This is a genomic window from Hydrogenophaga sp. (assembly GCF_025699295.1).
In the GTDB taxonomy this organism is placed as follows: Bacteria; Pseudomonadota; Gammaproteobacteria; order Burkholderiales; family Burkholderiaceae_C; genus Hydrogenophaga.
In genome coordinates, this window is record NZ_JAILWB010000028.1 from 1 (window position 1) to 25,138 (window position 25,138).

21 protein-coding genes and 1 pseudogene are annotated in these 25,138 nt (G+C 66.6%); 18 read left to right on the plus strand and 4 right to left on the minus strand.

What is annotated here, in order from left to right; translation table 11 throughout:
* Positions 1 to 305, plus strand: a pseudogene (locus K5880_RS21770) (dihydrolipoyl dehydrogenase); the annotation flags it as partial.
* A 61-nt stretch (positions 306 to 366) separates the two neighbouring features.
* On the opposite strand, the gene K5880_RS21775 reads toward K5880_RS21770, so the two are convergent.
* A complete protein-coding gene (locus K5880_RS21775) occupies positions 367 to 1,680 on the minus strand; it encodes a hypothetical protein (RefSeq protein WP_297657738.1) in 1,314 nt (437 codons plus the stop codon).
* Between the two features lie 137 nt (positions 1,681 to 1,817).
* Here K5880_RS21775 and K5880_RS21780 point away from each other — a divergent pair, with 137 nt between their 5' ends.
* Together K5880_RS21780 and K5880_RS21785 are read left to right on the plus strand one after the other, a co-directional pair.
* Entirely contained in the window at positions 1,818 to 2,747 is a 930-nt protein-coding gene (locus K5880_RS21780; RefSeq protein ID WP_297657584.1) for a LysR family transcriptional regulator, read from the plus strand.
* Entirely contained in the window at positions 2,747 to 3,730 is a 984-nt protein-coding gene (locus tag K5880_RS21785) for a tripartite tricarboxylate transporter substrate binding protein (RefSeq protein ID WP_297657587.1), read from the plus strand. Before K5880_RS21780 ends, K5880_RS21785 begins: the two co-directional genes overlap by 1 nt.
* A gap of 4 nt (positions 3,731 to 3,734) precedes the next feature.
* Here the strand turns inward: K5880_RS21785 and K5880_RS21790 are convergent, their stop codons facing one another.
* Positions 3,735 to 4,286: a C40 family peptidase gene (locus K5880_RS21790; RefSeq protein WP_297657591.1), complete on the minus strand. Its 552-nt coding sequence runs from the start codon at positions 4,284 to 4,286 to the stop codon at positions 3,735 to 3,737.
* 174 nt (positions 4,287 to 4,460) lie between these two features.
* On the opposite strand from K5880_RS21790, the gene K5880_RS21795 reads away from it, so the two are divergent.
* The 7 genes from K5880_RS21795 to zapE all read left to right on the plus strand — a co-directional run bounded on the left by K5880_RS21795 (position 4,461) and on the right by zapE (position 14,560).
* A complete protein-coding gene (locus K5880_RS21795; protein ID WP_297657594.1) occupies positions 4,461 to 5,066 on the plus strand; it encodes an isochorismatase family protein in 606 nt (201 codons plus the stop codon).
* Between the two features lie 115 nt (positions 5,067 to 5,181).
* The gene (locus K5880_RS21800; protein WP_297657597.1) at positions 5,182 to 7,083 is read left to right on the plus strand and encodes a propionate--CoA ligase; all 1,902 of its coding nucleotides are present in this window, start codon (positions 5,182 to 5,184) and stop codon (positions 7,081 to 7,083) included.
* Between the two features lie 96 nt (positions 7,084 to 7,179).
* On the plus strand, positions 7,180 to 7,554 hold the full coding sequence (locus K5880_RS21805) for a metalloregulator ArsR/SmtB family transcription factor (protein ID WP_297657600.1): 375 nt from the start codon (positions 7,180 to 7,182) through the stop codon (positions 7,552 to 7,554).
* A gap of 180 nt (positions 7,555 to 7,734) precedes the next feature.
* On the plus strand, positions 7,735 to 10,626 hold the full coding sequence (locus tag K5880_RS21810) for a 2-oxoglutarate dehydrogenase E1 component (RefSeq protein ID WP_297657603.1): 2,892 nt from the start codon (positions 7,735 to 7,737) through the stop codon (positions 10,624 to 10,626).
* A gap of 83 nt (positions 10,627 to 10,709) precedes the next feature.
* A complete protein-coding gene (odhB, locus tag K5880_RS21815) occupies positions 10,710 to 11,957 on the plus strand; it encodes a 2-oxoglutarate dehydrogenase complex dihydrolipoyllysine-residue succinyltransferase (RefSeq protein WP_297657606.1) in 1,248 nt (415 codons plus the stop codon).
* 64 nt (positions 11,958 to 12,021) lie between these two features.
* Positions 12,022 to 13,449: a dihydrolipoyl dehydrogenase gene (gene lpdA, locus K5880_RS21820; protein ID WP_297657609.1), complete on the plus strand. Its 1,428-nt coding sequence runs from the start codon at positions 12,022 to 12,024 to the stop codon at positions 13,447 to 13,449.
* 13 nt (positions 13,450 to 13,462) lie between these two features.
* On the plus strand, positions 13,463 to 14,560 hold the full coding sequence (gene zapE, locus K5880_RS21825) for a cell division protein ZapE (protein ID WP_297657612.1): 1,098 nt from the start codon (positions 13,463 to 13,465) through the stop codon (positions 14,558 to 14,560).
* A gap of 8 nt (positions 14,561 to 14,568) precedes the next feature.
* On the opposite strand, the gene K5880_RS21830 is transcribed toward zapE, so the two are convergent.
* Positions 14,569 to 15,327, minus strand: coding sequence for a protein phosphatase 2C domain-containing protein (locus tag K5880_RS21830; RefSeq protein WP_297657615.1), 759 nt, complete (start codon positions 15,325 to 15,327; stop codon positions 14,569 to 14,571).
* Positions 15,328 to 15,500: 173 nt separating this feature from the next.
* Here K5880_RS21830 and K5880_RS21835 point away from each other — a divergent pair, with 173 nt between their 5' ends.
* Positions 15,501 to 17,555 carry an ATP-dependent DNA helicase gene (locus K5880_RS21835; protein ID WP_297657617.1) on the plus strand — a complete coding sequence of 685 codons (2,055 nt, stop codon included), beginning with the start codon at positions 15,501 to 15,503 and terminating at the stop codon, positions 17,553 to 17,555.
* On the opposite strand, the gene K5880_RS21840 is transcribed toward K5880_RS21835, so the two are convergent.
* Positions 17,518 to 18,321, minus strand: coding sequence for an outer membrane protein assembly factor BamD (locus tag K5880_RS21840; protein WP_297657619.1), 804 nt, complete (start codon positions 18,319 to 18,321; stop codon positions 17,518 to 17,520). The genes K5880_RS21835 and K5880_RS21840 overlap by 38 nt on opposite strands.
* 26 nt (positions 18,322 to 18,347) lie before the next feature.
* Between K5880_RS21840 and K5880_RS21845 the strand changes: the two genes are divergently transcribed.
* From K5880_RS21845 to K5880_RS21875, 7 genes are all read left to right on the plus strand, one after another.
* The gene (locus K5880_RS21845) at positions 18,348 to 19,412 is read left to right on the plus strand and encodes an RluA family pseudouridine synthase (RefSeq protein WP_297657621.1); all 1,065 of its coding nucleotides are present in this window, start codon (positions 18,348 to 18,350) and stop codon (positions 19,410 to 19,412) included.
* Positions 19,413 to 19,615: 203 nt separating this feature from the next.
* The gene (gene scpB / locus K5880_RS21850) at positions 19,616 to 20,380 is read left to right on the plus strand and encodes an SMC-Scp complex subunit ScpB (protein ID WP_297657624.1); all 765 of its coding nucleotides are present in this window, start codon (positions 19,616 to 19,618) and stop codon (positions 20,378 to 20,380) included.
* Positions 20,346 to 21,671 (plus strand): pseudouridine synthase, encoded by a 1,326-nt coding sequence (locus K5880_RS21855; protein ID WP_297657628.1) that lies wholly within the window; start codon positions 20,346 to 20,348, stop codon positions 21,669 to 21,671. Before scpB ends, K5880_RS21855 begins: the two co-directional genes overlap by 35 nt.
* 116 nt (positions 21,672 to 21,787) lie before the next feature.
* On the plus strand, positions 21,788 to 22,213 hold the full coding sequence (ndk, locus tag K5880_RS21860) for a nucleoside-diphosphate kinase (protein ID WP_297657631.1): 426 nt from the start codon (positions 21,788 to 21,790) through the stop codon (positions 22,211 to 22,213).
* Positions 22,214 to 22,220: 7 nt separating this feature from the next.
* On the plus strand, positions 22,221 to 23,366 hold the full coding sequence (gene rlmN, locus K5880_RS21865; protein WP_297657634.1) for a 23S rRNA (adenine(2503)-C(2))-methyltransferase RlmN: 1,146 nt from the start codon (positions 22,221 to 22,223) through the stop codon (positions 23,364 to 23,366).
* Complete coding sequence (pilW, locus tag K5880_RS21870) at positions 23,363 to 24,199, plus strand: type IV pilus biogenesis/stability protein PilW (RefSeq protein ID WP_297657636.1); 837 nt, start codon at positions 23,363 to 23,365, stop codon at positions 24,197 to 24,199. Before rlmN ends, pilW begins: the two co-directional genes overlap by 4 nt.
* Positions 24,192 to 25,136 (plus strand): helix-turn-helix domain-containing protein, encoded by a 945-nt coding sequence (locus K5880_RS21875; RefSeq protein ID WP_297657638.1) that lies wholly within the window; start codon positions 24,192 to 24,194, stop codon positions 25,134 to 25,136. The genes pilW and K5880_RS21875 overlap by 8 nt, the downstream gene beginning before the upstream one ends.
* Positions 25,137 to 25,138: the final 2 nt, after the last annotated feature.

Below are 25,138 nucleotides of genomic sequence, written 5' to 3' on the forward strand. Positions count from 1 at the left end.
AGGGGCTGTTCCCCTGGACGGCATCCGGCCGCGCCATTGCCAATGGGCGCGACGAAGGCGTGACCAAGCTGCTGTTCGACGATTCACCCGAGGCCCACGGCCACGGCAAGATCCTGGGTGGCGGCATGGTGGGCACGCACGCGGGCGACATGATCGGCGAGATTGCGCTGGCCATCGAGATGGGCGCCGACGCGGTGGACATCGGCAAGACCATTCACCCGCACCCCACGCTGGGCGAGAGCATCGGCATGGCGGCCGAGATCGCGCACGGTTCCTGCACGGACGTGCCGCCGCAGCGCAAGTAACGCACTGATGCAACAAGCCGCCGGCCCGCAAGGACTGGCGGCTTTTTCATGGGCGCTCGACTCAGCGCGGCGCGACGCGGCTGGCCAGTGGCGCGCTGCGGTAGTCCGGCAGCAGTCTGCAGGTGTCGCCGTAGGCCGCCTCATACCCCTTGCACAGGGCTGCCACCTTCTGTGGTGTGGGCTTGTTCTTGTTGTCGATCCAGTTCAGCAACGCGGTGAACAGGGCAGGGTACTGCGGTTCGCTCAGGTAGCTGTGCTCGGACTCGTCGCTGAAGGTCTGCACCAGCAGGGCACCGTTGCCGGCGCCCTCCACGATCTCACGGTAGGCGGATTCGAGCTCCACGAAGGCGGTGGGATCGTTCACCGCGTGCAGCGTGAGGACGGGCACATTGATTTTTCCCTGAGGGTCACTGTCCATCGCCAGTTCGGCCACGGCCGCCGGGTCGGCGGTGTAGCGCTGCACGCCCGCGTTCAGGGCCGCGTCGTCCGGGGAGCCTTTGTACCGCACGTTGGCGTTGCCGAACGGGTTGCGGTTGCCCAGGCGCAGCTGCGTGAGATCGCGGAACAGCCAGGTCGCCCAGTTGAGGTGGCCGATCAGCGAACGCTCGGGAATCCGCATGACCTGGGTGAGGGTGGCCAGGTTCGCCTTCTGCTGTTCCGTGCGCTGGGCCGCGGGTTTGCGCACGCCCGTGCAGGCATCCACGCGGGTGGCGAGTTCGGCGCGCGTGAGCTTCGAATCCATGGGCAGGCCTTTCCACAGCGGGTACTGCGGTTCGTCGGCCCTGGGGTGGTTCTTGCAGACGTACTGGTAGACAACCCGCAGGTCGAGCCGGAAATCGTAGGCGCGCGTGCCGCCGCCCAGCACACCACTGGTGAGCAACACGCCGTCGTAGGGTCCGCGCACCTGGCCGTTGGGGCCATCCACCATGGCATGGAGCTCGGCCGCCCTGGAGGCGACGGCAGCGCCGTAGCTTTGCCCGTGCAGCAGGGTGCGACGGGGCGGGCCGAAGTGCCTCACGAAGATCCTGCGCACGCGCTCGGTGTCTTCGGCCGCCATGCTCACGCCGAAACCGCCCCGCCGGTAGCTGGCACCGGCCCAGGCGTAGCCGGCCTTGACCGTCACGGCCCATCGCTTGAGGTCCGCCTCGCTGCGCTCCCTTTTGGCGGGACCGGTGTCGGCCGGGCCGCCGTGGGCGTGCATCACGAGCACGCCGGTTTGCGGCTTCCACTGGGCCGGCAGGGCCATCCAGTAGAAGCCGCCCAGGCCATCCTCGCCGGTGTAGCAGGTCGCACCAGCCGGCACCTCGGCCGGGCAGGTGCTGGCAGCTGGCGGGGGTGGGAGCTGGGCAGACGAGATCTGGGGGAGGAGCGCCAGGACGGTCAGCGCGGGCAGAGCGATGTGGCGGATGTGCACGGTGTGTCTCCTTGTGTTTTTGCAAGTCCACGGCACGATAGGTGTGAGACAGACCAACGTCAAATATACTGAAATGCCATTTTTGATATGTTTTGAGTATGGAGATTCGTCACCTGCGTTATTTCCTCGCCGTCGCCGAGTCTGGTCACATGACGCGCGCAGCCGAGCGTCTTGGCATCCAGCAGCCGCCGCTGAGCCTGCAGATCAAGTCGCTGGAGAAAGAGTTGGGGGTGACCCTGTTCCACCGCCACCCCAAAGGTGTGTCGCTGTCCGACGCCGGCCGGCTGTTCGAGCTGGAGGCGCGGCGCCTGGTGGAGGACATGGCGGCGATGCAGCAGCGCATGGCGCGCGTGGCGCGGGGCGAACTCGGTGTTCTCAACGTCGGGTTCACCAGCTCGGCTGCCGCGCACAGCTTCACGCCGGAAGCGCTGCGGGCCTGCCGTCGAGCCTGGCCGGGCATCGCGCTGTCGATCCGCGAGGACCACGCAGCAGGCATCACGGACGCTGTGGAGGCCGGGCGCCTGCACTGTGGCCTGATCCGCGTGCCGGTGTCCCAGCCTGACAGCCTGACGTTCGAGACCTTGCTGCGCGAGCCGGTGCTGGTGGCCTTGCCGGGGGACCACAGGCTGGCCGGTGCCCGCCGGGCGCTGAAGCTGGAGGATCTGCATGACGAGGGGTTCATCCTCGTGCGGCAGCCGGGCGCGCCGGGGCTCTACGCCAATCTGCTGGCGCTGTGTGAGGTGCAGGGTTTCCGTCCGCGCATCGCAGCCGAAGTGGAGCGCATGGTGACGAGCCTGAATCTGGTCGCGGCTGGCGCAGGCATTGCGGTGGTGCCCGCATCCATGCAGGGGCTTCACCCGCACGCAGTGGCGTACCTGCCGTTGGCCGAAGGCACGCCACTGGACGCGCCGCTGACCCTGGTCTACCGCTCGGCCGACGCCGTCGGGCCGGCCGCGCACTTCCTCAAGATCGCGCGCGAAACCGCACGCAAGGCCCGCGCGCGCGCACCACGGAGGCGCGTGGCGTGATGGAGCTGACCCGTCGGCATTTCCTGCCCGTTGCCTGGACCACGGCCGGTGCTCTTGTGTGGCCGCACACCGGTTCTGCGCAAACCGGCCCCTGGCCTTCGGACGCCGTGCGCATCATCGTGGTCTATCCGCCAGGGGGACTCAGCGATGGCGTGGCGCGCACCCTGGCCGAGCAGCTTGGGTTGCAGCTGGGTGTGCCCGTGCGGGTGGAGAACCGCGCCGGTGGCGGCGGCAGCGTGGGTTTGCAGGCGCTGGCGCGTGCGCGGCCGGATGGCCACACGCTGGCGTTCTCGGCGGTCAGCCCGCTCACGCTGCGGCCCCATCTGGGTGCGGCGGCGCATGACTGGTTGCGCGACGTCGAACCCGTGGCCAGCGTGATGTACACGCCGGTGCTGCTGGTGGGTACCCCGGCATTCGCAGGCCGCACGTTTGACGCGCTGTTGCAACTGGCGCGCTCGCGCCCCCGGGCCTTGCGCTGGGCCACCTCCGGCGTTGCCACGGCTGGCCATCTGGTGCTGGAGCAGGTGCAACTCGGCAGTGGCATTGCCGTGACCCACGTGCCCTACAAGGGAGGGGGGCAGCAGCTCACGGATGCGCTGGGAGGGCAGTTCGAACTGCTGTCCACGAATGTGGCGCCAGCGCAGCTGCGGTACATCGAAGCCGGCCGCCTCACGCCACTGGCGGTGGGCGCTCCCCAGCGCCTGGCCGTGCTGCCCCAGGTGCCCACGTTCGAGGAACTGGGCCTGCCGCATGCCAACGTCGCGTCGCTCTTCGGTCTGTTTGCGCCAGCAGGCACACCGCCGGCGCTGCTCGACCGGCTGAATACGGAGATCAATCGCGCCCTGGAGGTGCCCGCGATCCGTGAGCGGCTGCTGGCTTCGGACAACCTGCCCGTGGCCGGCGACCGCGCAGCCTTCTCGCGCCGGATCGAGCAGGAATGGGCAGGCAACCGGAGGCTCGACCGCGCGAGCATCAAACCCTGAGGGCTCAGGGCTTTTGTTCGGCCGTGTTCACGCGCCGCGCGCCGTTGAAGCGCTTGCTCCAGTAGGCCAGGCGCATATCCTCCATGCGCACCTGCGCGCCGGTGCGTGGTGCGTGGATGAACTTGCCCTCGCCGACGTAGATCCCGACGTGGCTGAAGGCGCGGCGCATGGTGTTGAAGAACACCAGGTCGCCCGGCTTGAGTTCGCTGCGATCGATGGTTTGCGTGGCCGCGGCCTGTTCGTCGGAGCGGCGGGGCAGGATCTTGCCCAGCGACTGTTCGTACACGGCACGCACAAAGCCGCTGCAGTCGAAGCCGGTTTCGGCGCTGTTGCCGCCGTAGTGGTACGGCACATCCAGAAACGCCATGGCGTTGATCACCAGGCTGGACGCCTGATCGCTCACCGTATTGCGTGCGTGCTGCACCTGCTGCCCGAGACGGGCGACCACGCCCTTGTCGCTGAGCAGTGAGTCCATGTCCTCATAGGCGACCGCACCGGGAGCGGCGTGGGCCGCGACCGAGCAGGTCAGCATCAAGGCAGGGAGCCAGGGAGTCATGCCGGGGAGGGTATCGGCGCCCTGATGGGAAGTCAAGCGAGAAATAGGTCCCAAGTTATTGATTTGCAACAACTTTGACGCGGCATTGTCGCTGCCGCCGTGCAGCAGGCCGCCGGCGCAAGGCGCGGCCTGCGAAAATGCCGCACCCGAACCCTTTGCCGCGAAAGAACCCCCATGCTGCTGGATGCCTCCGATTCCCAACTCCTGCTGGTGGACTACCAGGCCCGGCTGATGCCGGTGATCCACGAAGGCTCCCAGGTGCTGGGCAATGCGCTGCGCCTGGCGCGCATGGCCCGGTTGATGAAGGTGCCTGTCTGGGGCACCGAGCAGAACCCCGACAAGCTCGGCCCCAACCCGCCCGAGCTGCGCGAGCTCTGTCAGAAGACCATGTCCAAGATGCAGTTCGGTGCAGCGACCGATGGCCTGGGCGAGTGGCTGCGGCCGGCCGCACGGCCGGTGCCCGGCAATGCACGCAGCCTGCCCAAGCACCTGCAGAAACCCCCTGCCGCTGCCGTTGCAGAGCGCCAGACCATCGTGGTGGCTGGCTGCGAGGCCCACGTCTGCCTGCTGCAGACGGCGCTGGGCCTGGTCGAGCAGGAATTCGACGTCTGGGTCGTCACGGACGCCTGTGGCTCACGCACCGAGCGCAACCGCGACGCGGCGTTCGACCGCCTGGCCGGCGCGGGCGTCGAGCTGGTCACCACGGAGATGGTGGCGTTCGAGTGGCTGCGCACGGCCGAGCACCCGGCGTTTCGCGACGTGCAGGCCTTGATCAAATGAAAGTCCGGCTGCGCGGCGCACGGCGAGCGCCGCGTCAGTGTGGTGCAAGCCGAATGCTCATAATTATGAATTCAGTTTGACCGCCCCACCCGCCAACCACCCGCAGGAGCCATTCATGAGCACCCCCCAGAGCTATGCCGCGTTCTACCGCCGCTCGGTCGATGACGCCGAGGCCTTCTGGTCAGAGCAGGCCGCGCTGGTGGACTGGAAGCGGCCGTTCGACCGCGTGTGCAACCCGGATCGCCCGCCTTTCGTGCACTGGTTCGAGGGCGGCACGACCAACCTGTGCCACAACGCAGTGGACCGCCACCTGAAGGACCGTGCCGAACAGAACGCACTGATCTTCGTGTCCACCGAAACCGATACCGAGCGCACCTACAGCTTCCGTGAACTGCATGCCGAGGTGCAGCGCATGGCGGCGGTGCTGCTGGGACAGGGCGTGAAGAAGGGCGACCGGGTGCTGATCTACATGCCCATGATTCCCGAGGCCACCTTTGCCATGCTGGCCTGCGCGCGCATCGGCGCCATCCATTCGGTGGTGTTCGGCGGTTTCGCCAGCCACTCGCTGGCCAACCGCATCGACGACGCCACCCCGGTGGCGGTCGTCAGCGCTGACGCAGGTTCGCGCGGCGGCAAGGTGGTCGAGTACAAACCGCTGCTGGACGAGGCCATCCGCCTCTCCAGCCACAAGCCGGCCGCGGTGATCATGGTCAACCGGGGTCTCGCCGCCATGAACCTCGTGCCGGGGCGCGACCACGACTACGCTGCGCTGCGCGAGCAGCACCTGGAGGCGCAGGTGCCCTGCGAATGGCTGGACTCGACCGCCATCAGCTACACCATCTACACCAGCGGCACCACCGGCAAACCCAAGGGCGTGCAGCGCGATACCGGCGGTTACCTGGTGGCACTGGCTGCAAGCATGAAGCACATCTTCATGGGCGAGCCCGGGGAAACCTATTTCTCCACCAGCGACATTGGCTGGGTGGTGGGACACAGCTACATCGTCTATGGTCCGCTGATCGCCGGCATGGCCACCATCCTGTACGAAGGGCTGCCGATCCGGCCCGATGGTGGCATCTGGTGGCGGTTGGTGGAGAAGTACAAGGTCACCGTGATGTTCAGCGCGCCCACCGCCGTGCGCGTGCTCAAGAAGCAGGATCCGGCCTACCTCAAGCAGTACGACCTCTCCAGCCTCAAAGCACTGTTCCTGGCGGGCGAGCCGCTGGACGAGCCCACCGCGCGCTGGATCAGCGATGGCCTGGGCGTGCCCATCATCGACAACTACTGGCAGACCGAGAGCGGCTGGCCCATCCTGACCATCGCCAACGGCGTCGAAAAGAAGGCCAGCAAGTTCGGCAGCCCCGGTGTGCCCATGTATGGCTACCGCGTGAAGCTTCTGCACGAGTCGACCGGCGAGGAACTGACCGGGGCCCACGAAAAGGGCGTGGTGGTGATCGAGGGGCCGACGCCACCCGGCTTCATGCAGACGGTCTGGAAGGACGATGCACGATTCGTCAACACGTACTGGAAGAGCATTCCCGGCAAGCTGGTCTACAGCACCTTCGACTGGGGCATTCGCGATGAAGAGGGCTACTTCTACATCCTGGGCCGCACCGACGACGTGATCAACGTGGCGGGCCACCGTCTGGGTACGCGGGAGATCGAGGAGAGCATCTCCAGCCACCCCAATGTGGCCGAAGTCGCCGTGGTCGGCGTGGCCGATGCACTCAAAGGGCAGGTAGCCATGGCCTTCGTGGTCGCCAGGGACACGTCGGCGCTGGGCGACGACGCGGCGAAGCTGCGGCTCGAAGGCGAGATCATGAAACGGGTGGGCGAGCAGCTCGGCGCGGTGGCACGGCCGTCGCGTGTGCACTTCGTGGCCCTGCTGCCCAAGACGCGCAGTGGCAAGCTGCTGCGCCGCGCCATTCAGGCGGTGTGTGAAGGGCGGGACCCAGGAGACCTCACCACGATGGACGATCCGGCCGCGCTGCAACAGATCAAGGACATGCTGGGCTGAGCGCCGCACGGGCGGCCTTCGCTGCCACCGCGCAGCCGACACCGGGCGGGCACCGGCGTATGATCCATGCTTATATTCACACGAGCGATGACTGCCATGGAACAGATGATCGGGTCCCAAGGTCAGGTGGAGAAAGTCCGCGTGTTCGAGCTGGCTGCCGAACTCTTCGGTGTGCTCGCGACACCCATGCGGCTGCGCATCCTCAGCGCACTGTGTGACAAGGAAAAGTCGGTGTCGCAGCTGTTGCAGGAAATTGACACGACCCAGCCGAACCTGTCTCAGCACCTGAACCTGCTCTATCGCGCAGGCGTGCTGGCCAAGCGCAAGGAAGGCACGCAGGTCATCTACCGTGTGCAGAGTGAAAAGGCCGTCACGCTGTGCCGCACCGTGTGCACGCAGATCGCCATCGAAATGGACGAGCCGAGTGCCGTTCCCACGTCCGAGCGGCTGTCGCCGCGCGTGGTCTCCTGATCTGAGCGGCATTCGCCTGACATTCTTTTGCCCAAGGTCACTCCTCAGGTGGCACAATCGCGGGCTGCAGTCAGGTCCTTCCACAGTCACTGTCGCATCCGCCTAACGGTTCAGCCGTGCCGCGGAAGGTTGTCTTAACCAGCTTATGTTTCCTGCAGGGAAACGGAGGTCAGCGGATTTATGAGCGATTCCCAATCGAACGGGGGCAACGTCTATGTTGCCTACAAGGGCAACTCGTACCTCTTCGGCGGCAACGCGCCGTACGTGGAAGAGATGTACGAAAACTACCTGGACAACCCAGGCAGCGTGCCCGAAAACTGGCGCGGCTACTTCGACGCGCTGCAGAACGTCCCGGCCGGTGATGGCACCGATGCCCGCGACGTCCCCCATCAGCCTGTCATCAACGCGTTTGCAGAGCGTGCCAAGCAGGGTGGCACCAAGGTGGTCATCGCGGCCGGTGCGGATTCCGACCTGGGCCGCAAGCGCGTGGCTGTGCAACAGCTCATTGCCGCTTACCGCAACGTCGGCGCCCGCTGGGCCGATCTGGATCCGCTCAAGCGCGCCGAGCGTGATCACATTCCCGAACTCGAGCTGTCCTTCTACGGTTTCGCCGACGCGGACCTGGAAACCATCTTCAACACGAGCAACACATTCTTCGGCAAGGAGACCATGTCCTTGCGCGAGTTGCTCAATGCCCTGCGCGAAACCTACTGTGGCTCCATCGGTGCCGAGTACATGTACATCACCGACCAGAGCCAGAAGCGCTGGTGGCAGGAGCGCCTGGAAGGCAGCCGCGCCAAACCGGTGTTCAACGCAGAGAAGAAGAAGCACATCCTTGATCGCCTGACGGCCGCGGAAGGCCTGGAGCGCTTTCTGCACACCAAATACGTCGGGCAGAAGCGTTTTTCGCTCGAAGGCGGCGAGAGCTTCATCGCCTCGATGGACGAACTGATCCGTCAGGCCGGCCAGGTCGGCATCCAGGAGATCGTGATCGGCATGGCCCATCGGGGCCGCCTCAACGTCCTGGTCAACACCCTGGGCAAGATGCCCAAGGACCTGTTTGCCGAGTTCGATCACACGGCCCCCGAGGAACTGCCCGCTGGCGACGTGAAGTACCACCAGGGCTTCAGCTCCGACGTGACCACGCCCGGCGGCCCTGTGCACCTCTCACTCGCCTTCAACCCGTCCCACCTGGAGATCGTGAACCCGGTGGTCGAAGGCTCGGTGCGCGCCCGCATGGACCGCCGCGGCGATCCGCTCGGCAAGCAGGTGCTGCCGGTGCTGGTGCATGGCGACGCGGCCTTTGCCGGCCAGGGCGTGGTGATGGAAACCCTGGCACTGGCCGAGACGCGTGGTTACTCCACCGGCGGCACGGTGCATCTGGTGATCAACAACCAGATCGGCTTCACCACCTCCGACCCGCGCGACAGCCGCTCCACGCTGTACTGCTCCGACGTCGTGAAGATGATCGAGTCGCCCGTGCTGCACGTGAACGGCGATGACCCCGAAGCGGTGGTGTTCGCGACCCAGCTGGCGCTGGAGTTCCGCATGGCGTTCCAGAAGGACGTGGTGGTCGACATCGTGTGTTTCCGCAAGCTCGGTCACAACGAACAGGACACGCCGAGCCTGACCCAGCCTCTGATGTACAAGAAGATCGCGGCCCATCCCGGCACGCGCAAGCTGTACGCGGACAAGCTGGCCGCACAAGGCCTGGGTGAAACCCTGGGTGACGACATGGCCAAGGCCTATCGCGCGGCGCTCGACGACGGACGCCACACGGTGGATCCGGTGCTGACCAACTTCAAGAGCAAGTTCGCGGTCGACTGGAGTCCGTTCCTGGGCAAGAAGTGGACCGACAGCGCCGACTCGGCCATTCCGATGGCCGAATGGAAGCGCCTGTCGGAGCGCCTGACCACCATCCCCGAGAGCGTGACACCGCACCAGCTGGTGAAGAAGGTGTATGCCGACCGTGCAGCCATGGGCCGTGGCGACATCCCGGTGGACTGGGGCATGGGTGAGCACATGGCGTTTGCCTCGCTGGTGGCCAGCGGTTTCCCGGTGCGCCTGTCGGGTGAGGACTGCGGCCGCGGCACCTTCACGCACCGCCATGCGGTGATCCACGACCAGAACCGCGAGAAGTACGACGAAGGCTTCTATGTGCCGCTGCAGAACGTGGCCGACAACCAGGCACCGTTCGTGGTGATCGACTCCATCCTCTCCGAGGAGGCGGTGCTGGGCTTTGAATACGGCTATGCCTCGAACGACCCGAACACGCTGGTGATCTGGGAGGCGCAGTTCGGCGACTTCGTCAACGGCGCGCAGGTGGTGCTCGACCAGTTCATCGCCTCCGGCGAAGTGAAGTGGGGTCGCGTCAACGGCATCACGCTGATGCTGCCGCACGGCTATGAGGGCCAGGGCCCCGAGCACAGCTCGGCACGCCTGGAGCGCTTCATGCAGATGGCGGCCGACACCAACATGCAGATCGTGCAGCCGACCACGGCCAGCCAGATCTTCCATGTGCTGCGTCGACAGATGATTCGCGGGCTGCGCAAACCACTCATCATCTTCACGCCCAAGTCGCTGCTGCGCAACAAGGACGCGACTTCGCCGTTGTCCGAGTTCACCAAGGGTGGTTTCCAGACCGTGATCCCGGAGCAGAACGCCGACGTCGCGAAGAAGGCCGAAAAGGTCAAGCGCATCATCTGCTGCTCGGGCAAGGTGTACTACGACCTGGTCAAGAAGCGCGAGGAGCGTGGCTCGGACGACGTGGCCATCCTGCGCGTGGAGCAGCTCTATCCGTTCCCGCACAAGGTGTTCGGTGCCGAGATCCGCAAGTACCCCAACGCCACGGACATCGTGTGGTGCCAGGACGAGCCGCAGAACCAGGGGGCCTGGTTCTTCGTGCAGCACTACATCCACGAGAACATGCTCGATGGCCAGAAGCTCGGCTACGCCGGTCGCGCGGCCTCGGCGTCGCCTGCGGTGGGGTATGCCCACCTGCACCAGGAACAGCAGAAGACCCTCATCGAGGCCGCCTTCGGCAAGCTCAAGGGCTACATCCTCACCAAGTAAACCCGTCGTGTGTTGTGCGTCCGGCGTTGAGCGTGATTCACGCCAACGCGCGCACAACGCCCGACCCTGAACCGGAAATTGATATGGCAATCGTAGAAGTCAAAGTTCCCCAACTGTCCGAGTCAGTGGCCGAAGCCACCCTGTTGACGTGGAAGAAGAAGGCCGGCGAGGCTGTCGCCGTCGATGAAATCCTGATCGAGATCGAAACCGACAAGGTGGTGCTCGAAGTCCCGGCCCCCGCCGCAGGCGTGCTGGTTGAACTGGTACAGGCCGACGGTGCCACGGTCGCTGCCGAGCAACTGATCGCCCGCATCGATACCGCTGCAGTGGCTGGTGCTGCGGCCCCGGCCGCCGCAGCCCCGTCTCCTGCCGCCGCGCCGGCGGCCGCTGCCGCTTCAGCCTCGTCCAAGGCAGGCGTGGCCATGCCCGCCGCCGCCAAGCTGATGGCCGACAACAACCTGGCCGCAGGCTCGGTGGCCGGCACCGGCAAGGACGGCCGGGTGACCAAGGGCGACGTGCTGTCGGCTGTGGCGGCGCCGAAGGCCGCTGTGGCCGCCCCCGTGGCGATCCCGACCGGAGCCCCGTCCAGGGTGCTGCCGCAGGTGCCCGTGGTCGCGCCTGACCTGGGCGATCGCCCCGAGGAGCGTGTCGCCATGACCCGCCTGCGCGCGCGGGTGGCCGAGCGTCTGCTGCAGTCGCAATCCACCAACGCCATCCTGACCACGTTCAACGAAGTGAACATGGCGCCCGTGATGGAGATGCGCAAGAAGTTCCAGGAGAAGTTCGAGAAGGAGCACGGTGTGAAGCTGGGCTTCATGAGCTTCTTCGTGAAGGCCGCGGTGCACGCGCTCAAGAAGTATCCGATCATCAACGCGTCGGTGGACGGCAACGACATCGTCTACCACGGCTACTTCGATATCGGCATCGCCGTCGGCTCGCCGCGCGGTCTGGTGGTGCCCATCCTGCGCAACGCCGACCAGATGAGCTTTGCCGATATCGAGAAGAAGATCGCCGAATTCGGTCAGAAGGCCCGGGACGGCAAGCTGGGGCTGGACGACCTCACCGGCGGCACGTTCTCCATCTCCAACGGCGGCACTTTCGGCTCCATGCTGTCCACGCCCATCATCAACCCACCGCAGTCGGCCATCCTGGGCGTGCACGCCACCAAGGACCGTCCGGTGGTGGAAAACGGCCAGATCGTGATCCGCCCGATCAACTACCTCGCCATGTCCTACGACCACCGCATCATCGACGGCCGCGAGGCCGTTCTGGGGCTGGTGGCGATGAAGGAAGCGCTGGAAGACCCGGCCCGCATCCTGTTCGACATCTGATCGACAACCTCTTGTGCCAGCGCCCCTGTGAGGGGCGTTGGCCCTTTGAACCCAGGAAAACAACATGTCCCAAGCATTTGACGTCGTCGTGATCGGCGGCGGCCCCGGTGGCTACATTGCCGCCATCCGCGCAGCCCAGCTCGGCTTCAAGGTGGCCTGCATCGACGAGTGGAAGAACGCCGCGGGCGGCCCGGCCCCAGGTGGCACCTGCACCAACGTCGGCTGCATCCCCAGCAAGGCGCTGCTGCAATCGTCCGAGCACTTCGACCACGCCAACCACCACTTCGCCGACCACGGCATCAGCGCGACCAACGTGAAGATCGACATCGCGAAGATGATCGGCCGCAAGGACGCGGTGGTGAAGCAGAACAACGACGGCATTCTCTACCTGTTCAAGAAGAACAAGGTCACCTTCTTCCATGGCCGGGGCTCGTTCGTGAAGGCCGTCGAGGCGGGTTACGAAATCCAGGTGACGGGTGCGAAGGAAGAGCTGATCACGGGCCAGCAGATCATCCTGGCCACCGGTTCCAATGCGCGCGCGCTGCCCGGCGTGCCATTCGACGAGGAGACTGTGCTGTCCAACGACGGCGCGCTGCGCATCGGTGCCGTGCCGAAGAAGCTGGTGCTGATCGGTTCGGGCGTGATCGGCCTGGAGATGGGTTCGGTCTGGCGCCGTCTGGGCTCTGACGTCACCATCCTCGAAGGCCTGCCCACCTTCCTGGGCGCGGTGGACGAGCAGATCGCCAAGGAAGCGAAGAAGGCATTTGACAAACAAGGCATGAAGATCGAGCTGGGAGTGAAGGTCGGCGACGTCAAGACCAGCAAGAAGGGCGTGAGCGTGGCCTACACCAACGCCAAGGGCGAAGCGCAGAGCATCGACGCCGACAAGCTCATCGTCTCCATCGGACGCGTGCCCAACACCATCGGCCTCAACGCAGAGGCCGTGGGTCTGCAGCTCGACGAGCGAGGCGCCATCGTGGTGGATGCCGAATGCCGCACCAGCCTCAAGGGCGTGTGGGCGGTGGGCGACGTGGTGCGCGGTCCCATGCTGGCGCACAAGGCGGAAGAAGAGGGCGTGGCGGTGGCCGAGCGCATCGCGGGCCAGCACGGACACGTCAACTTCAACACCATTCCCTGGGTGATCTACACCAGCCCGGAAATTGCCTGGGTGGGAGAGACCGAGCAGCAGCTCAAGGCGCGTGGCGCCGCGTACAAGGCCGGGACCTTCCCCTTCCTGGCGAACGGCCGCGCACGCGCGCTGGGCGACACCACCGGCATGGTCAAGTTTCTGGCCGATGCCGCCACCGACGAGATCCTGGGTGTGCACATCGTGGGCCCGATGGCGTCCGAGCTGATTGCGGAGGCCGTGGTGGCGATGGAGTTCAAGGCCAGTGCCGAGGACATTGCACGTATCTGTCATGCGCACCCCTCGCTGTCAGAGGCGACCAAGGAAGCCGCGCTGGCGGTGGACAAGCGCACACTGAACTTCTGACGCGGCGCGGGTCTTGAGCGTTCGCAGCACCTACGAAGCCGCTCTCAGGGAGCGCGGCTACACGTCGGATCCGGCGCAGGAGCGCGCCGTCGACGCGCTGGAACGCTGTGCTTCCGAGTGGGCGGTGTACAAGCAGAAGCGTTCCAATTCCCTCAAGAAGCTCTTCGTCAACCCGGACATCCCGCGTGGCGTCTACATGCACGGCGGCGTGGGGCGGGGCAAGAGCTTCCTGATGGAGTGCTTCTTCAACGCCGTGCCGCTGCGCCGCAAGACGCGGTTGCACTTTCACGAGTTCATGCGCGAAGTGCACCGCGAGCTGCGCGATCTGCAGGGCACGGTCAACCCGCTGGACGAACTTGGCGCGCGCATTGCCCGGCGCTACAAGCTGATCTGCTTCGACGAATTCCACGTGGCCGATGTGACGGACGCCATGATCCTGCACCGTCTGCTGGACGCGCTGTTCAAGGCAGGCGTGGGATTCGTCACCACCTCCAACTTCCACCCGGACAACCTGTACCCCGACGGGCTGCACCGCGACCGCATCCTGCCCGCCATCGAGCTGATCAAACAGAGGCTGGAGGTGTTGAGCGTGGACAACGGCACGGACTACCGCCAGCGCACCCTCAACCACATTCAGCTGTACCACTGCCCGCTGGGGCCGAAGACCGAAGCATCGATGGCGACCACGTTCGGCGAGCTGGCCGAGGTGGGGGACCAGGATCCGGTGATGCACATCGAGGCGCGGCAGATCCACGCCCTGCGCCGCGCCGGCGGCGTGATCTGGTTCGACTTCCGAACGCTGTGCGGCGGGCCGCGCTCGCAGAACGACTACCTGGAGATCGCGACGCAGTTCCACACCCTGATGCTGTCCGACGTGCCGCAGATGTCGGTCCGCCAGGCGTCGGAGGCGAGGCGCTTTACCTGGCTGATCGACGTGCTGTACGACCGCCGCGTCAAACTGGTGATGTCAGCGGCAGTGCCGCCGGAGGAACTCTACGTCGAAGGACCGATGTCGCACGAATTCCCGCGCACGGTGTCCCGGCTCACGGAAATGCAGTCGCAGGAGTTCCTGTCGCTGGAACACCGGCTGGTGGATACCGGGTTGACTTGAGCGCTGCGTCAGCCCAGCGGATCGAGCTTGACGATCGTCAGCGACAGGTTGTCGCCCATGCCCTTGGCGCGCGACCGCGCCTTCTGGATCAGGAACTCGCAGGCCTCGCGTGGCGACAGCATGGCGATGGTGCTGGAGAGCTCCTCCGGCGTGAAGTAGTGCCAGATGCCGTCGCTGCAGGCCATGATGGCATCCCCCGCCTGCAGCTGCGGCACCACGTGGATGTCCACGGGTGGATCGTTCTCCGTGCCCAGGCAGCCCATCAGGATGTTCGCATGCGGATGATCGAGCGCCTCTTCTTCGCTGATCTCGCCCTGGTTGACCAGCGTCTGCACGTACGAGTGATCCATGGTGCGGAAGACCATCCTGCCGTTGCGAAAGTGGTAGATCCGCGAATCACCCGCGTGCACCCAGTGGCTGTCGCCACCGGGGTTGATCAGAAAGGCGGCGATGGTGCTGTGGGGTTCCTGCTCGGCCGACACCGCGGTGAGCTTGATCACCAGATGCGACTCCTCGACGATCTGGCGCAGCAGCGACGCTGCATCGTCGGTGTCGGGGTCGTAGCGCTCGAACAGCTGGCGCGCCGTGAGCATGACCTGATCGGACGCCTTGCGCCCACCACTGCGCCCGCCCATGCCGTCGGCCAGCACCGCCAGCATGCAACTGCTCTGGCGCGGGTGGTGCAACAGGCAGACCTGGTCTTGCTGGTAGTCGCGGTCGCCCCGGTGGATGCCGGTGGACGCCTGGATGCGGTAGCCTTTGGACATGGGTGGTGTACGCGTTCGGTGCTGACGGGGAAGTGCCTGCAATGGTATCCATTTATCCACGCCGCACACTTGCGCCCTTTGCAAAACCGCGAACCCGTGCATGCCGCGCCACAGCACGCTCGTGCCCGGAGGCTCGCATTGGCTGCGGGCGATAGATCACCATGGAAGAGGTGATGTCGAGCGCTCTGGAGAACCGTGTGCTTGCGGCGTTTGCCTCTGGCGGAGCCCTGGCACGCTCGCGTGGTGGCGTCCTGCGCGAGCGACCAGGGCAGCAGAACATGGCGACAGCGGTGGCGCGTGCCATCGAAGCGGGTGATGACCTGGCGGTCGAGGCCGGCACGGGCGTGGGAAAGACCTTTGCCTATCTGGTGCCCGTGTTGCTCAGTGGCAGACGCGCCCTGCTGTCCATGTCCACCCAGGCACTGCAGGACCAGCTGTTCGCCCGCGACATCCCGGCCGTGGTTCGTGCCCTGGGCATGCCGGTGCGCGTGGCCCTGCTCAAGGGGCGGTCGAACTACGTGTGCCTGCAGCGTGTCGAACAGGCCCTGCAGGGCACTGCCACCCTCGGGCCGCGCGACCCTGCGATCGCTGCGGCACTGGCGCAGGTGATGCGCTGGGCGACGACATCGCGCGCCGGCGATCTGGCCGAACTGCCGACACTGGACGAAGGCTCGCCGCTGCGCCCGCTGATCACCTCCACACGCCAGAACTGCCTGGGCGCTGCCTGCCCGCGCCATGTCGATTGCCATGTCAACCGCGCGCGCCGCGAGGCGCTCTTGGCAGACTGGGTGGTGATCAACCACCATCTGTTCTTCGCGGACCAGCTGCTGCAGGAATCAGATGTGGCCGCGTTGTTGCCAAGGGCCGAGGTGCTGGTGTTCGACGAGGCGCACCAGTTGAACGACACCGGCATCGAGTTTCTGGGCCGCGTGCTCGGAGACGCGCAGCTGCGCGATCTGGCGCGCGACCTGGCCCGGCACGGGCCGCTGTGGGCCCGTGGACAACAACCCTGGGCGCACCTGTCGCTGGCACTGGAGCAGGCCACACGGGTTGTCGGATCCTTGCCCAGGCGCGACAACCTGGCCGGCATGCGCCGACGATGGTCCGGCGCGGCGCCGCAAGGGGTGGACGTGGTGGTCTGGTTGCGGGCGGTGGCGATGCTTGATCAGGCGCTGTCACAGGCGCATGCTGCACTGTCGGCCACGGCGGAGGCATCGGCTGACCTGAGGGGACTGGCGACCCGTGCACATGCCCTGCGCGAGTCGTGGCGGGGCATCGCGCATGCCCCCCAGCCGGACCCGCCGTCAGGCGACGCGCGCTGGGCCGAGTGGGGCTTTCGCGGGCAATGGCGCCTGGTCTGCGCGCCACCCGACAGTTCAGCCGCGTTCCGAGCCTGGATGAGCGAGGCCAGATCCCGTCCGCGCAGCTGGATCTTCTCGTCCGCCACGCTTGGTGGCGACGACGCGCTGAGCTGGTTCACGCGAGGCCTTGGTATCGAAGACTGGCCGCGCCTGCACAGGTTGCGCGTACCGAGCCCGTTCGACCACGCGACCCAGGCGGCGCTGTACGTGCCGGACCATTTGCCCGAGGCCGGTGAGGAGGCACATGCCGCAGCCCTGGCCGATGCCGTGGCACGCTGGGCTTCGCGCCTGGGTGGTCGAACCTTGTTGTTGACCACGACCCTGCGGTCCCGCGCGCGAATGGCCGAGCGCCTGCGTGAGCTGGTGGAGCATGGTCGCTGCGCGCCGCTGCAGGTGCTGGAACAGGGGCGCGCGTCCAGGCGCTCGCTGCTGGCGCAATTTCGCGAAGCTGCGTCCGGGGCCGCCGTGCTGGTCGCGTCGGCCACGTTCTGGGAGGGGGTGGACCTCGCGGGCGATGTGCTGCAGCTGCTGGTGATCGACAAGCTGCCCTTTCCGCCGCCCGACGACCCCCTGATGCGGGCGCGTGGCGAACGCGCCGAAGCGTTGGGCCTGAGCGCGTTCAACGATGTGTGGTTGCCCGAGGCCGCGATGGCACTGAAGCAAGGGGTGGGACGGTTGATTCGCTCGGAGACCGACCGAGGGGTGCTGGTGATCGGCGACCGGCGTCTGCTGACGCGTTCCTACGGCAACCGCCTGCTGGCGGCCTTGCCTGCCATGCGCAGGTTGCAGGACGAGGCCGAAATGGGGGCCACGCTCGACGAACTGGTACTTACCAGATCTTCCACCACGGTTCATCCGCCGACTTGAAGCCCTGGCTGAGGTACTCACTCTGCGGATAGGTGGCCTGCATGACGCGCCGCGTGTCGTCGCGCAACTTCGTCAGGCCCAGCGCGTCGTAGGAGCGCAGCATGATGAACAGCGCTTCTTCGAGGGCCGGTGCGTCGGTGTAGTCGGAAAGGGCAGTCTGCGCGCGGTTGATGGCCGCCACATAGGCGCCACGGCTGTGGTAGTAGCGCGCCACATGCACCTCGTACTGTGCCAGCGAGTTGACGATGTAGGTCATGCGGCTGCGGGCGTCCGGGCTGTAGCGTGAGTCGGGGAAGCGCGTGACAAGTTCGCGAAATGCCTCGAACGACTCTTTCGCGGCCTTCTGATCGCGTTCCGACAGGTCCTGGCGGGCCAGCGAGCCGAAGAGGCCGAGCCTGTCGTTGAAATTCACCAGCCCCTTGAGGTACAGCGCATAGTCCATGGCCGGGCTGGCGGGGTGCAGCTTCTGGAAGCGGTCGATGGCCGCCAGGGCCTGGGCCGGCTCGTCGGCCTTGTAGTGGGTGTAGGCCTTGTCAAGCTGGGCCTGTTGCGCCAGCGGCGTGCCAGCGGCGCGGCCTTCGAGCTTTTCCAGCAGTGTCACTGCCTTCTCGTAGTTGCCCGCGGCGCGTTCATCGGTGGCCTCGCTGTAGAGGCGGTTGGGGCTCCAGCCCGCCGTCTCGTCGATTGGTTTGGTGCTGCACGCACCCAGTGCAAGCACCGATGCCAGCACACACCATGGCGCAGCCGATAATCTGAAGGTCAACATCGCGGGCGCACCTTTACAACGGATCAATGGGATTGGCTCCACAAATTATATCGACGGGGGTTGCCGCGTCAGCTTCCACGCTGGGTGGCGAGGCCGATGATGTCGCGCCAGGCGACGAGATCGCACAGGACATCGAAACGCGCGATTGCGAGGTGCCCGCGGCCATGCATGGCTGGCGCGTCGACAGGGCACTGGCCCGGTTGATTCCCGAGTTTTCGCGTTCCTACCTTCAGCAACTCATGGCCGATGGTGCCGTCACACTGCGCGGTGCGGCGCGGTTCAAACCCGCCGCACGTGTTGCCGCAGGCGAGCGCCTCCTGGTGGAGCTGCGGCCGACGCAGCAGGCACAGGCCTTCGTACCGCAGGCCATGGCGCTGGACATCGTGTTCGAGGACGCCCATCTCCTGGTGATCCACAAGCCGGCCGGCCTGGTGGTGCATCCGGCCGCAGGCCACTGGACCGGCACCCTGCTCAACGGGCTGCTGGCCCATCACGCGGGGGCGGCCGGGCTGCCGCGCGCGGGCATCGTGCACCGCCTGGACAAGGACACGTCGGGTCTGATGCTGGTAGGCAAATCGCGCGCGGCGGTGGACGCACTGGTGCGCGCCATCGCCGCGCGCGAAGTCAACCGCCAGTACCTCGCGCTCGCCCACGGCCCGTGGAAAGGCTTCGTGGAGCAGGGGGTGGACCAGCCCATCGGACGCGACGTGCACAACCGTCTGCGCATGGCCGTGGTGCGCGGCGGCGAGGGCGGCGCGGGCAAGCCCGCCCAGACCACCGTACGGTTGCTCGAGGGCTCGGCGCAGGCCTGCCTGGTGGCCTGCAAGCTGCACACGGGGCGCACGCACCAGATCCGGGTGCACATGGCCTGGCTGGGTCATCCCCTGATAGGCGATACCTTGTACGGTGGTCGGGTGATGTGGGGCATGAATCGCCAGGCACTGCACGCGGCCCGCCTGAAGCTTGACCACCCCATATCCGGCGAGGCGCTGCTGTTTCGTTCGACACCGCCACAGGACATGCTCGACAGCATCTCGGCATGCGGGCTCCGCTACAATGAGGCGCGTGTGGACAGTGGTTTCCTCGAATGAACCCCACCTCGCTACCGACCGCCGCGCGGCAGTGTCGGGGCCCTGACCCCACAGCCCCCTGGTTTTTGCACCACCTGGCAACAGGTTCTTTCCCGGCGTTCCGAGCTGACGGCCTGCGCCGTCCTCGCCGGTCCGAGCCCAACGGGCCCATGCCCGCCTCCTCTACCGCCCCGGCCCTGGCCGGCCTTTGACCGACAGACATCATGAACACCACGGATGCCAAGCGCGTCCTCGAGACGGCATTGATCTGCGCACCCCAGCCACTGTCCGTGAGGGAGCTGGGCGCGCTGTTCGAAGCCGAGGTCTCCTCGGACACGCTCAAAACCCTGCTGGCCGACCTGCAGATGGAGTGGACCGGGCGCGGCGTGGAGCTGGTGCAGGTGGCCAGCGGCTGGCGCTTCCAGAGCCGGCCCGAGCTCCGCCCCTACCTGGACCGGCTGCATCCAGAGAAGCCCCCCCGCTACAGCCGCGCAACCATGGAAACGCTGGCCATCATTGCCTACCGCCAGCCCGTCACGCGCGGTGACATGGAAGACATCCGGGGCGTGACCATCAATTCGCTGATCATCAAGCAGCTGGAGGACCGGGGCTGGATCGAGGTGATCGGGCATCGCGAAACCGTCGGCCGCCCGGCACTGTTTGCCACCACACGCCAGTTTCTTGACGATCTGGGCCTGTCCTCGCTCGACCAGTTGCCGCCGCTCGAAGGCAGCGAAATCCAGGAGTCGGCGCTGGACCGGCTGGATTTCGAGGCCCTCTCGTCGAGCGTTTTGCCCGATGAAGTCGATCCGCAGGACGCGCCCGGTGCGACAGGGTCCTCCTCGGATGCAGCTGGCGCGGCCGGCCTGCCACCCCTTTGCGACGATGATCGGTCCGATGCGACCCGCAACGAACAGGAAGTGCATCGGTTGACCCCTTCAACTCAGGAAAACCATGAACCCGGCGCACACCCCCCCATCGATGCCTGAGTCCAGTCCGGACGCCGCGCCGCGCGTGTCCGAGGACACGGCCTCGCCCGACGCCCCGTCCGCGCCTGGAGCAGCCGCCGACGCCGAGGCGCTGGGCTTCGCAGACGTGGTCAGCGGCGCTTTCGACGCAGTGCAGGAACAGGACCTGCCGCTGCCGGCCAAGCGGGTGCTGGCGCCGCAGGCCGAGTCGCCCAAGCTGCACAAGGTGCTGGCCCAGGCCGGCATGGGCTCGCGGCTGGAGATGGAGCAACTCATCCTCGAAGGCCGGATTTCGGTGAACGGCGAACCGGCCCACATAGGTCAGCGCATCCAGTTTGGCGACGTGATCAAGGTCAACGGTAAGCCGGTGCGGGTTCGCATGACGCCACCGCCCCCGCGCGTGCTGGCGTACCACAAGCCGGCGGGTGAGGTGGTGTCACACGACGATCCGCAGAACCGCCCCACGGTGTTTCGCCGTCTGCCGCGCCTGATGCAGGGCAAATGGCAGTCGGTGGGGCGGCTCGACCTGAACACCGAAGGCCTTTTGCTGCTGACCAATTCGGGCGAGCTGGCCAACCGGCTGATGCATCCGCGCTTCGGCCTGCAGCGCGAATACGCCGTGCGCGTGCTTGGCGCCTTGTCGAATGAAGAAAAGCAGCGCCTGCTCGACGGCGTGCGCCTCGATGACGGCGTGGCGCAGTTTGCTTCCATTGAAGATGGGGGCGGCGAGGGTGCCAATTGCTGGTACCGGGTGACCATTGGTGAAGGACGCAACCGCGAGGTGCGCCGCATGTTCGAGGCGGTGGGTCATGCGGTCAGCCGGTTGATCCGCATCCGCTACGGCGCGGTGATGTTGCCCCGAGGGCTCAAACGTGGCGTCTGGCTGGAGCTCGACGAGCGCGACATCGGCCGGCTCACCGCAGCCGCTGGCCTGCCGAACGGCGATGAGGGTGGGCGCGGTGTTTCACGCCCCGGAGGGCGGCATCCGGCCCAGCGCGGCAAACAAGGCGGCAAGGGCGGCCGTGGGCAGGCCCGGCCACCGGGCAGCCGGGCCGAAGGCGCCGGCGATCGGGGTGCCAACAGCGGTTACGGCATGGGTGGTGCACCAGGCGGATCCAAGTCGCGCGGCGGCCGTGGCGGCGCGGGCAAGGGCGGGGCGGGAGCGGGCTCGCAGCAACCCGATCCAATGAAGACCTCGTTCGGCTATATCGGCCAGGATGCGCTGCAGCGCCAGCGCAAACAGGATGCCGGCCGTGGCGGAGCGCCCGGTGGCGCGCGCCGCCGCAGCGGTGGCCGCCCGGGTGGGCGCTGAAGGGACCTGTGAGCCCCGGGGTACGGCACGACGCTGCCACCGGGGCAATGTAGAATCGTGGGCTTTGTGAGGCCATGCAGGCCTCGGCAGATTGACCCAAAAACCTCAGGATTTCCATGGCCATCGAACGCACCCTCTCGATCATCAAGCCCGACGCCGTTGCCAAGAACGTCATCGGCCAGATTTATGCCCGCTTTGAAGCCGCTGGCCTGAAGGTTGTGGCCGCGCGCATGGCTCATCTGTCCCAGGGCGAAGCCGAGGCGTTCTACGCCGTGCACAAGGCGCGCCCCTTCTTCGGTGACCTGGTCAAGTTCATGATCTCGGGCCCGGTGATGATCCAGGTCCTCGAAGGTGAAGGCGCCATCGCCAAGAACCGCGACCTGATGGGCGCCACCGACCCCAAGAAGGCGGCCGCTGGCACCATCCGTGCCGACTTCGCCGACAGCATCGACGCCAACGCCGTGCATGGCTCCGACGCGCCCGAGACGGCTGCCGCCGAAGTCGCTTTCTTCTTTGCCGGCCTCAACGTCTACTCGCGTTGATCATGGTATGACGGCCAATCTGCTCGACTTCGATCTCGAGGGTTTGGCCGCCTTTTGCGAACAGCTGGGCGAGAAGCGCTTTCGCGCCGTCCAGCTGTTTCGCTGGATCCATCAAAAGGGGGCGTCTGACTTCGCGCAGATGACCGACCTGGCGCGCGGCCTGCGCGACAAGCTCCCCGCCGTCTGCGCCATCACCGACCTGCCGGTGCTCTCGCGCCAGGACTCGGCCGACGGCACCATCAAGTGGCTGTTCGATGTGGGCGACGGCAATGCGGTGGAAACCGTGTTCATCCCCGAGGAGGACCGCGGCACGCTCTGCATTTCGTCCCAGGCCGGCTGCGCCGTGGGTTGCCGCTTCTGCTCCACCGGCCACCAGGGTTTTTCGCGCAACCTCACCACGGGTGAAATCCTCGCGCAACTCTGGCATGCCGAGCATTTCCTGCGGCGCCATCTCAAGCGCGGGGAACGCGTGATCACCAACGTGGTCATGATGGGCATGGGCGAACCCCTGCAGAACTACAACGCGCTGGTGCCAGCGTTGCGCGTCATGCTCGACGACCACGGCTATGGTCTCTCGCGCCGTCGCGTCACGGTGTCCACCTCGGGCGTCGTGCCGATGATCGACCGGCTCGCGCAGGACTGCCCGGTGGCGCTCGCGGTGTCGCTGCATGCTCCCGGCGATGCGCTGCGCGACGACCTCGTGCCGCTCAACCGCAAGTACCCGATCGCCGAACTGCTGGACGCCTGCCTGCGCTACCTGCCGGCCGCGCCGCGCGACTTCATCACCTTCGAGTACTGCATGCTCGACGGGGTGAACGACCAGCCAGCGCATGCGCTCCAATTGCTCGACCTGCTGCGATCGCATGGAGCGCGCGGCGTTCCATGCAAGATCAACCTGATTCCCTTCAATCCCTTCCCCGACTCAGGGCTGACATGTTCGCCGCGTGCCGCGGTGCAGCGCTTCGCACAGGTGCTCATCGAAGGGGGTCTGGTGACCACGGTGCGCAAGACGCGCGGTGACGACATCGACGCCGCATGCGGCCAACTCGCCGGCGACGTGCTGGACCGTACGAGCGCCGCGCAACGGCTGGCACGGCGGCGCCAGGCCAGCGAACACACCATCCGTTTTGTTCACAAGGAAAGGCAGGCATGAGAGACGCAAACCGCACCGCCATCCGGGGTTGTCTGGCGGGGCTTGCCCTCGTGTTGCTGGCCGTGTTGGCAGGCTGCGCGCAGCCCGCCTCCGCCCCGGCCACAACGGCTGCGGCCGTGGCCACCGGCCGGGAGCCCATCACCGCGTCCGACGAGCCAGAGACCCGCAAGCGCGCCCGCATCCGTATCGAACTGGCATCGGGTTACTTCGAGCAGGGCCAGACCACCGTGGCGCTCGACGAGATCAAACTGGCGCTGAGCGCGGACCCGACCTATGCGCCGGCCTACACGCTGCGCGGCCTGGTGTACGCGCGGCTCAATGAGATCCCGCTGGCCGAAGACAGCTTCAAGCGCGCGCAGCAGCTCAGCCCACGCGATCCGGATGTGTTGCACCACTACGGCTTGTTCGCCTGCCAGCTCGGCCGCTACCCGCAGGCGATCGAACTGTTCCAGCAGGCGCTCGCCAGCCCGGTCTACGGCAGTCAGGCCAAGACCCTGATGGCCAAGGGCATCTGCGAGGTGCGTGCGGCGCAGTTCCCCGAGGCCGAAGGCAGCCTGGCGCGCTCCTACGAACTCGACCCGGGCAACCCCATCACCGCGTACAACCTGGCCGCCCTGCAGTTCCGGCGCGGCGAGAACGCCAAGGCGCAGTTCGTCATCCGGCGACTGAACAACACCGATCTGGCGAACGCGGAAACCCTGTGGCTGGGCATCAAGGTGGAGCAGCGCATGGGCAACACCGAAGCAATGGGGCAGCTCGCACAGCAACTGGAACGGCGCTACCCCGAATCCCGCGAATGGGCGTCGTACCAACGGAGAGCATTTGATGAGTGACGCGTTTGCCGGTGACGAGCGCCGTGTGGCGGGCGAGGGCGCATCGCGCCCGGTTCTGCTGCGCGCGGCCCGCGAGGCCGCCGGTCTTCACATCGCCGCCCTCGCCGCGGCACTCAAGGTGCCGGTGCGCAAGCTCGAGGCGCTGGAGGCCGGGCGCTACGGCGAGTTGCCCGACATGACCTTCGCGCGCGCGCTGGCCTCCAGCGCCTGCCGCCAGCTCAAGGTCGATCCCGGCCCCGTGCTCGAACAGATTCCGCAGGGCTCGGCGCCCGAGCTGGGTGCGTCGCGGCAAGGCATCAACGCGCCCTTTCAGTCCGCGCAGGATCCCGCGCCCATCAACCCGCTGAGCTGGCTCTCGCGGCCCGCGCTGCTGGCGGCCATTGTGCTGCTGCTCGGCGCGCTGGTGATCGTGTTCCTGCCCCGCATGGACGAAGCCGCGCAGACAGAGGTGGGTGGCGCGAACGTGGTGGTCACACCGGTTGAGCCCGTGGTGCCCACCGAGCCGGTGCCGGCGCAAGAGCCGCTGCCGCCCGCGGCGCAGCCCATGGAGGGCCAGAGCCCTCCCGCCGATGCCACCAGCGGGATGGCGACGCAGGTGCCAGTCGCCGCCGGCACGGCACCCGATTCATCCCCGTCTGTTGCGCCAGCTGCGCCGGGAACGGCGGCGCCCGCATTGGTTGCACCCGCTGCCCCGGCCTCCACCAGTCTGTTGAGCATTGCCACCACGGGGGAAACCTGGATCGAGGTGGTCAACGGCGCCGGCACCGTGGTCATGCAGCGCGTGCTGCAAACCGGCGACACGGTCGACTTCTCCAGTTCGCCGCCGTATTCCGTGGTGCTGGGCCGGGCCGAGGTGGCGCAGGTCACGGTGCGAGGCAAGCCCTTTGACGTGTCGCCCCATATCCGGAACAACGTGGCACGCTTCGAGGTGAAATGAAC

Coding starts and splice junctions, on each gene's coding strand:
- K5880_RS21780 (WP_297657584.1), top strand. CDS start 1,818: ATGGAGATTCGTCACCTGCGTTATTTCCTCGCCGTCGCCGAGTCTGGT.
- K5880_RS21785 (WP_297657587.1), top strand. CDS start 2,747: ATGGAGCTGACCCGTCGGCATTTCCTGCCCGTTGCCTGGACCACGGCC.
- K5880_RS21790 (WP_297657591.1), bottom strand. CDS start 4,286: ATGACTCCCTGGCTCCCTGCCTTGATGCTGACCTGCTCGGTCGCGGCC.
- K5880_RS21795 (WP_297657594.1), top strand. CDS start 4,461: ATGCTGCTGGATGCCTCCGATTCCCAACTCCTGCTGGTGGACTACCAG.
- K5880_RS21800 (WP_297657597.1), top strand. CDS start 5,182: ATGAGCACCCCCCAGAGCTATGCCGCGTTCTACCGCCGCTCGGTCGAT.
- K5880_RS21805 (WP_297657600.1), top strand. CDS start 7,180: ATGGAACAGATGATCGGGTCCCAAGGTCAGGTGGAGAAAGTCCGCGTG.
- K5880_RS21810 (WP_297657603.1), top strand. CDS start 7,735: ATGAGCGATTCCCAATCGAACGGGGGCAACGTCTATGTTGCCTACAAG.
- odhB (WP_297657606.1), top strand. CDS start 10,710: ATGGCAATCGTAGAAGTCAAAGTTCCCCAACTGTCCGAGTCAGTGGCC.
- lpdA (WP_297657609.1), top strand. CDS start 12,022: ATGTCCCAAGCATTTGACGTCGTCGTGATCGGCGGCGGCCCCGGTGGC.
- K5880_RS21830 (WP_297657615.1), bottom strand. CDS start 15,327: ATGTCCAAAGGCTACCGCATCCAGGCGTCCACCGGCATCCACCGGGGC.
- K5880_RS21835 (WP_297657617.1), top strand. CDS start 15,501: ATGTCGAGCGCTCTGGAGAACCGTGTGCTTGCGGCGTTTGCCTCTGGC.
- K5880_RS21840 (WP_297657619.1), bottom strand. CDS start 18,321: ATGTTGACCTTCAGATTATCGGCTGCGCCATGGTGTGTGCTGGCATCG.
- K5880_RS21845 (WP_297657621.1), top strand. CDS start 18,348: ATGGGATTGGCTCCACAAATTATATCGACGGGGGTTGCCGCGTCAGCT.
- scpB (WP_297657624.1), top strand. CDS start 19,616: ATGAACACCACGGATGCCAAGCGCGTCCTCGAGACGGCATTGATCTGC.
- K5880_RS21855 (WP_297657628.1), top strand. CDS start 20,346: ATGAACCCGGCGCACACCCCCCCATCGATGCCTGAGTCCAGTCCGGAC.
- ndk (WP_297657631.1), top strand. CDS start 21,788: ATGGCCATCGAACGCACCCTCTCGATCATCAAGCCCGACGCCGTTGCC.
- rlmN (WP_297657634.1), top strand. CDS start 22,221: ATGACGGCCAATCTGCTCGACTTCGATCTCGAGGGTTTGGCCGCCTTT.
- pilW (WP_297657636.1), top strand. CDS start 23,363: ATGAGAGACGCAAACCGCACCGCCATCCGGGGTTGTCTGGCGGGGCTT.
- K5880_RS21875 (WP_297657638.1), top strand. CDS start 24,192: ATGAGTGACGCGTTTGCCGGTGACGAGCGCCGTGTGGCGGGCGAGGGC.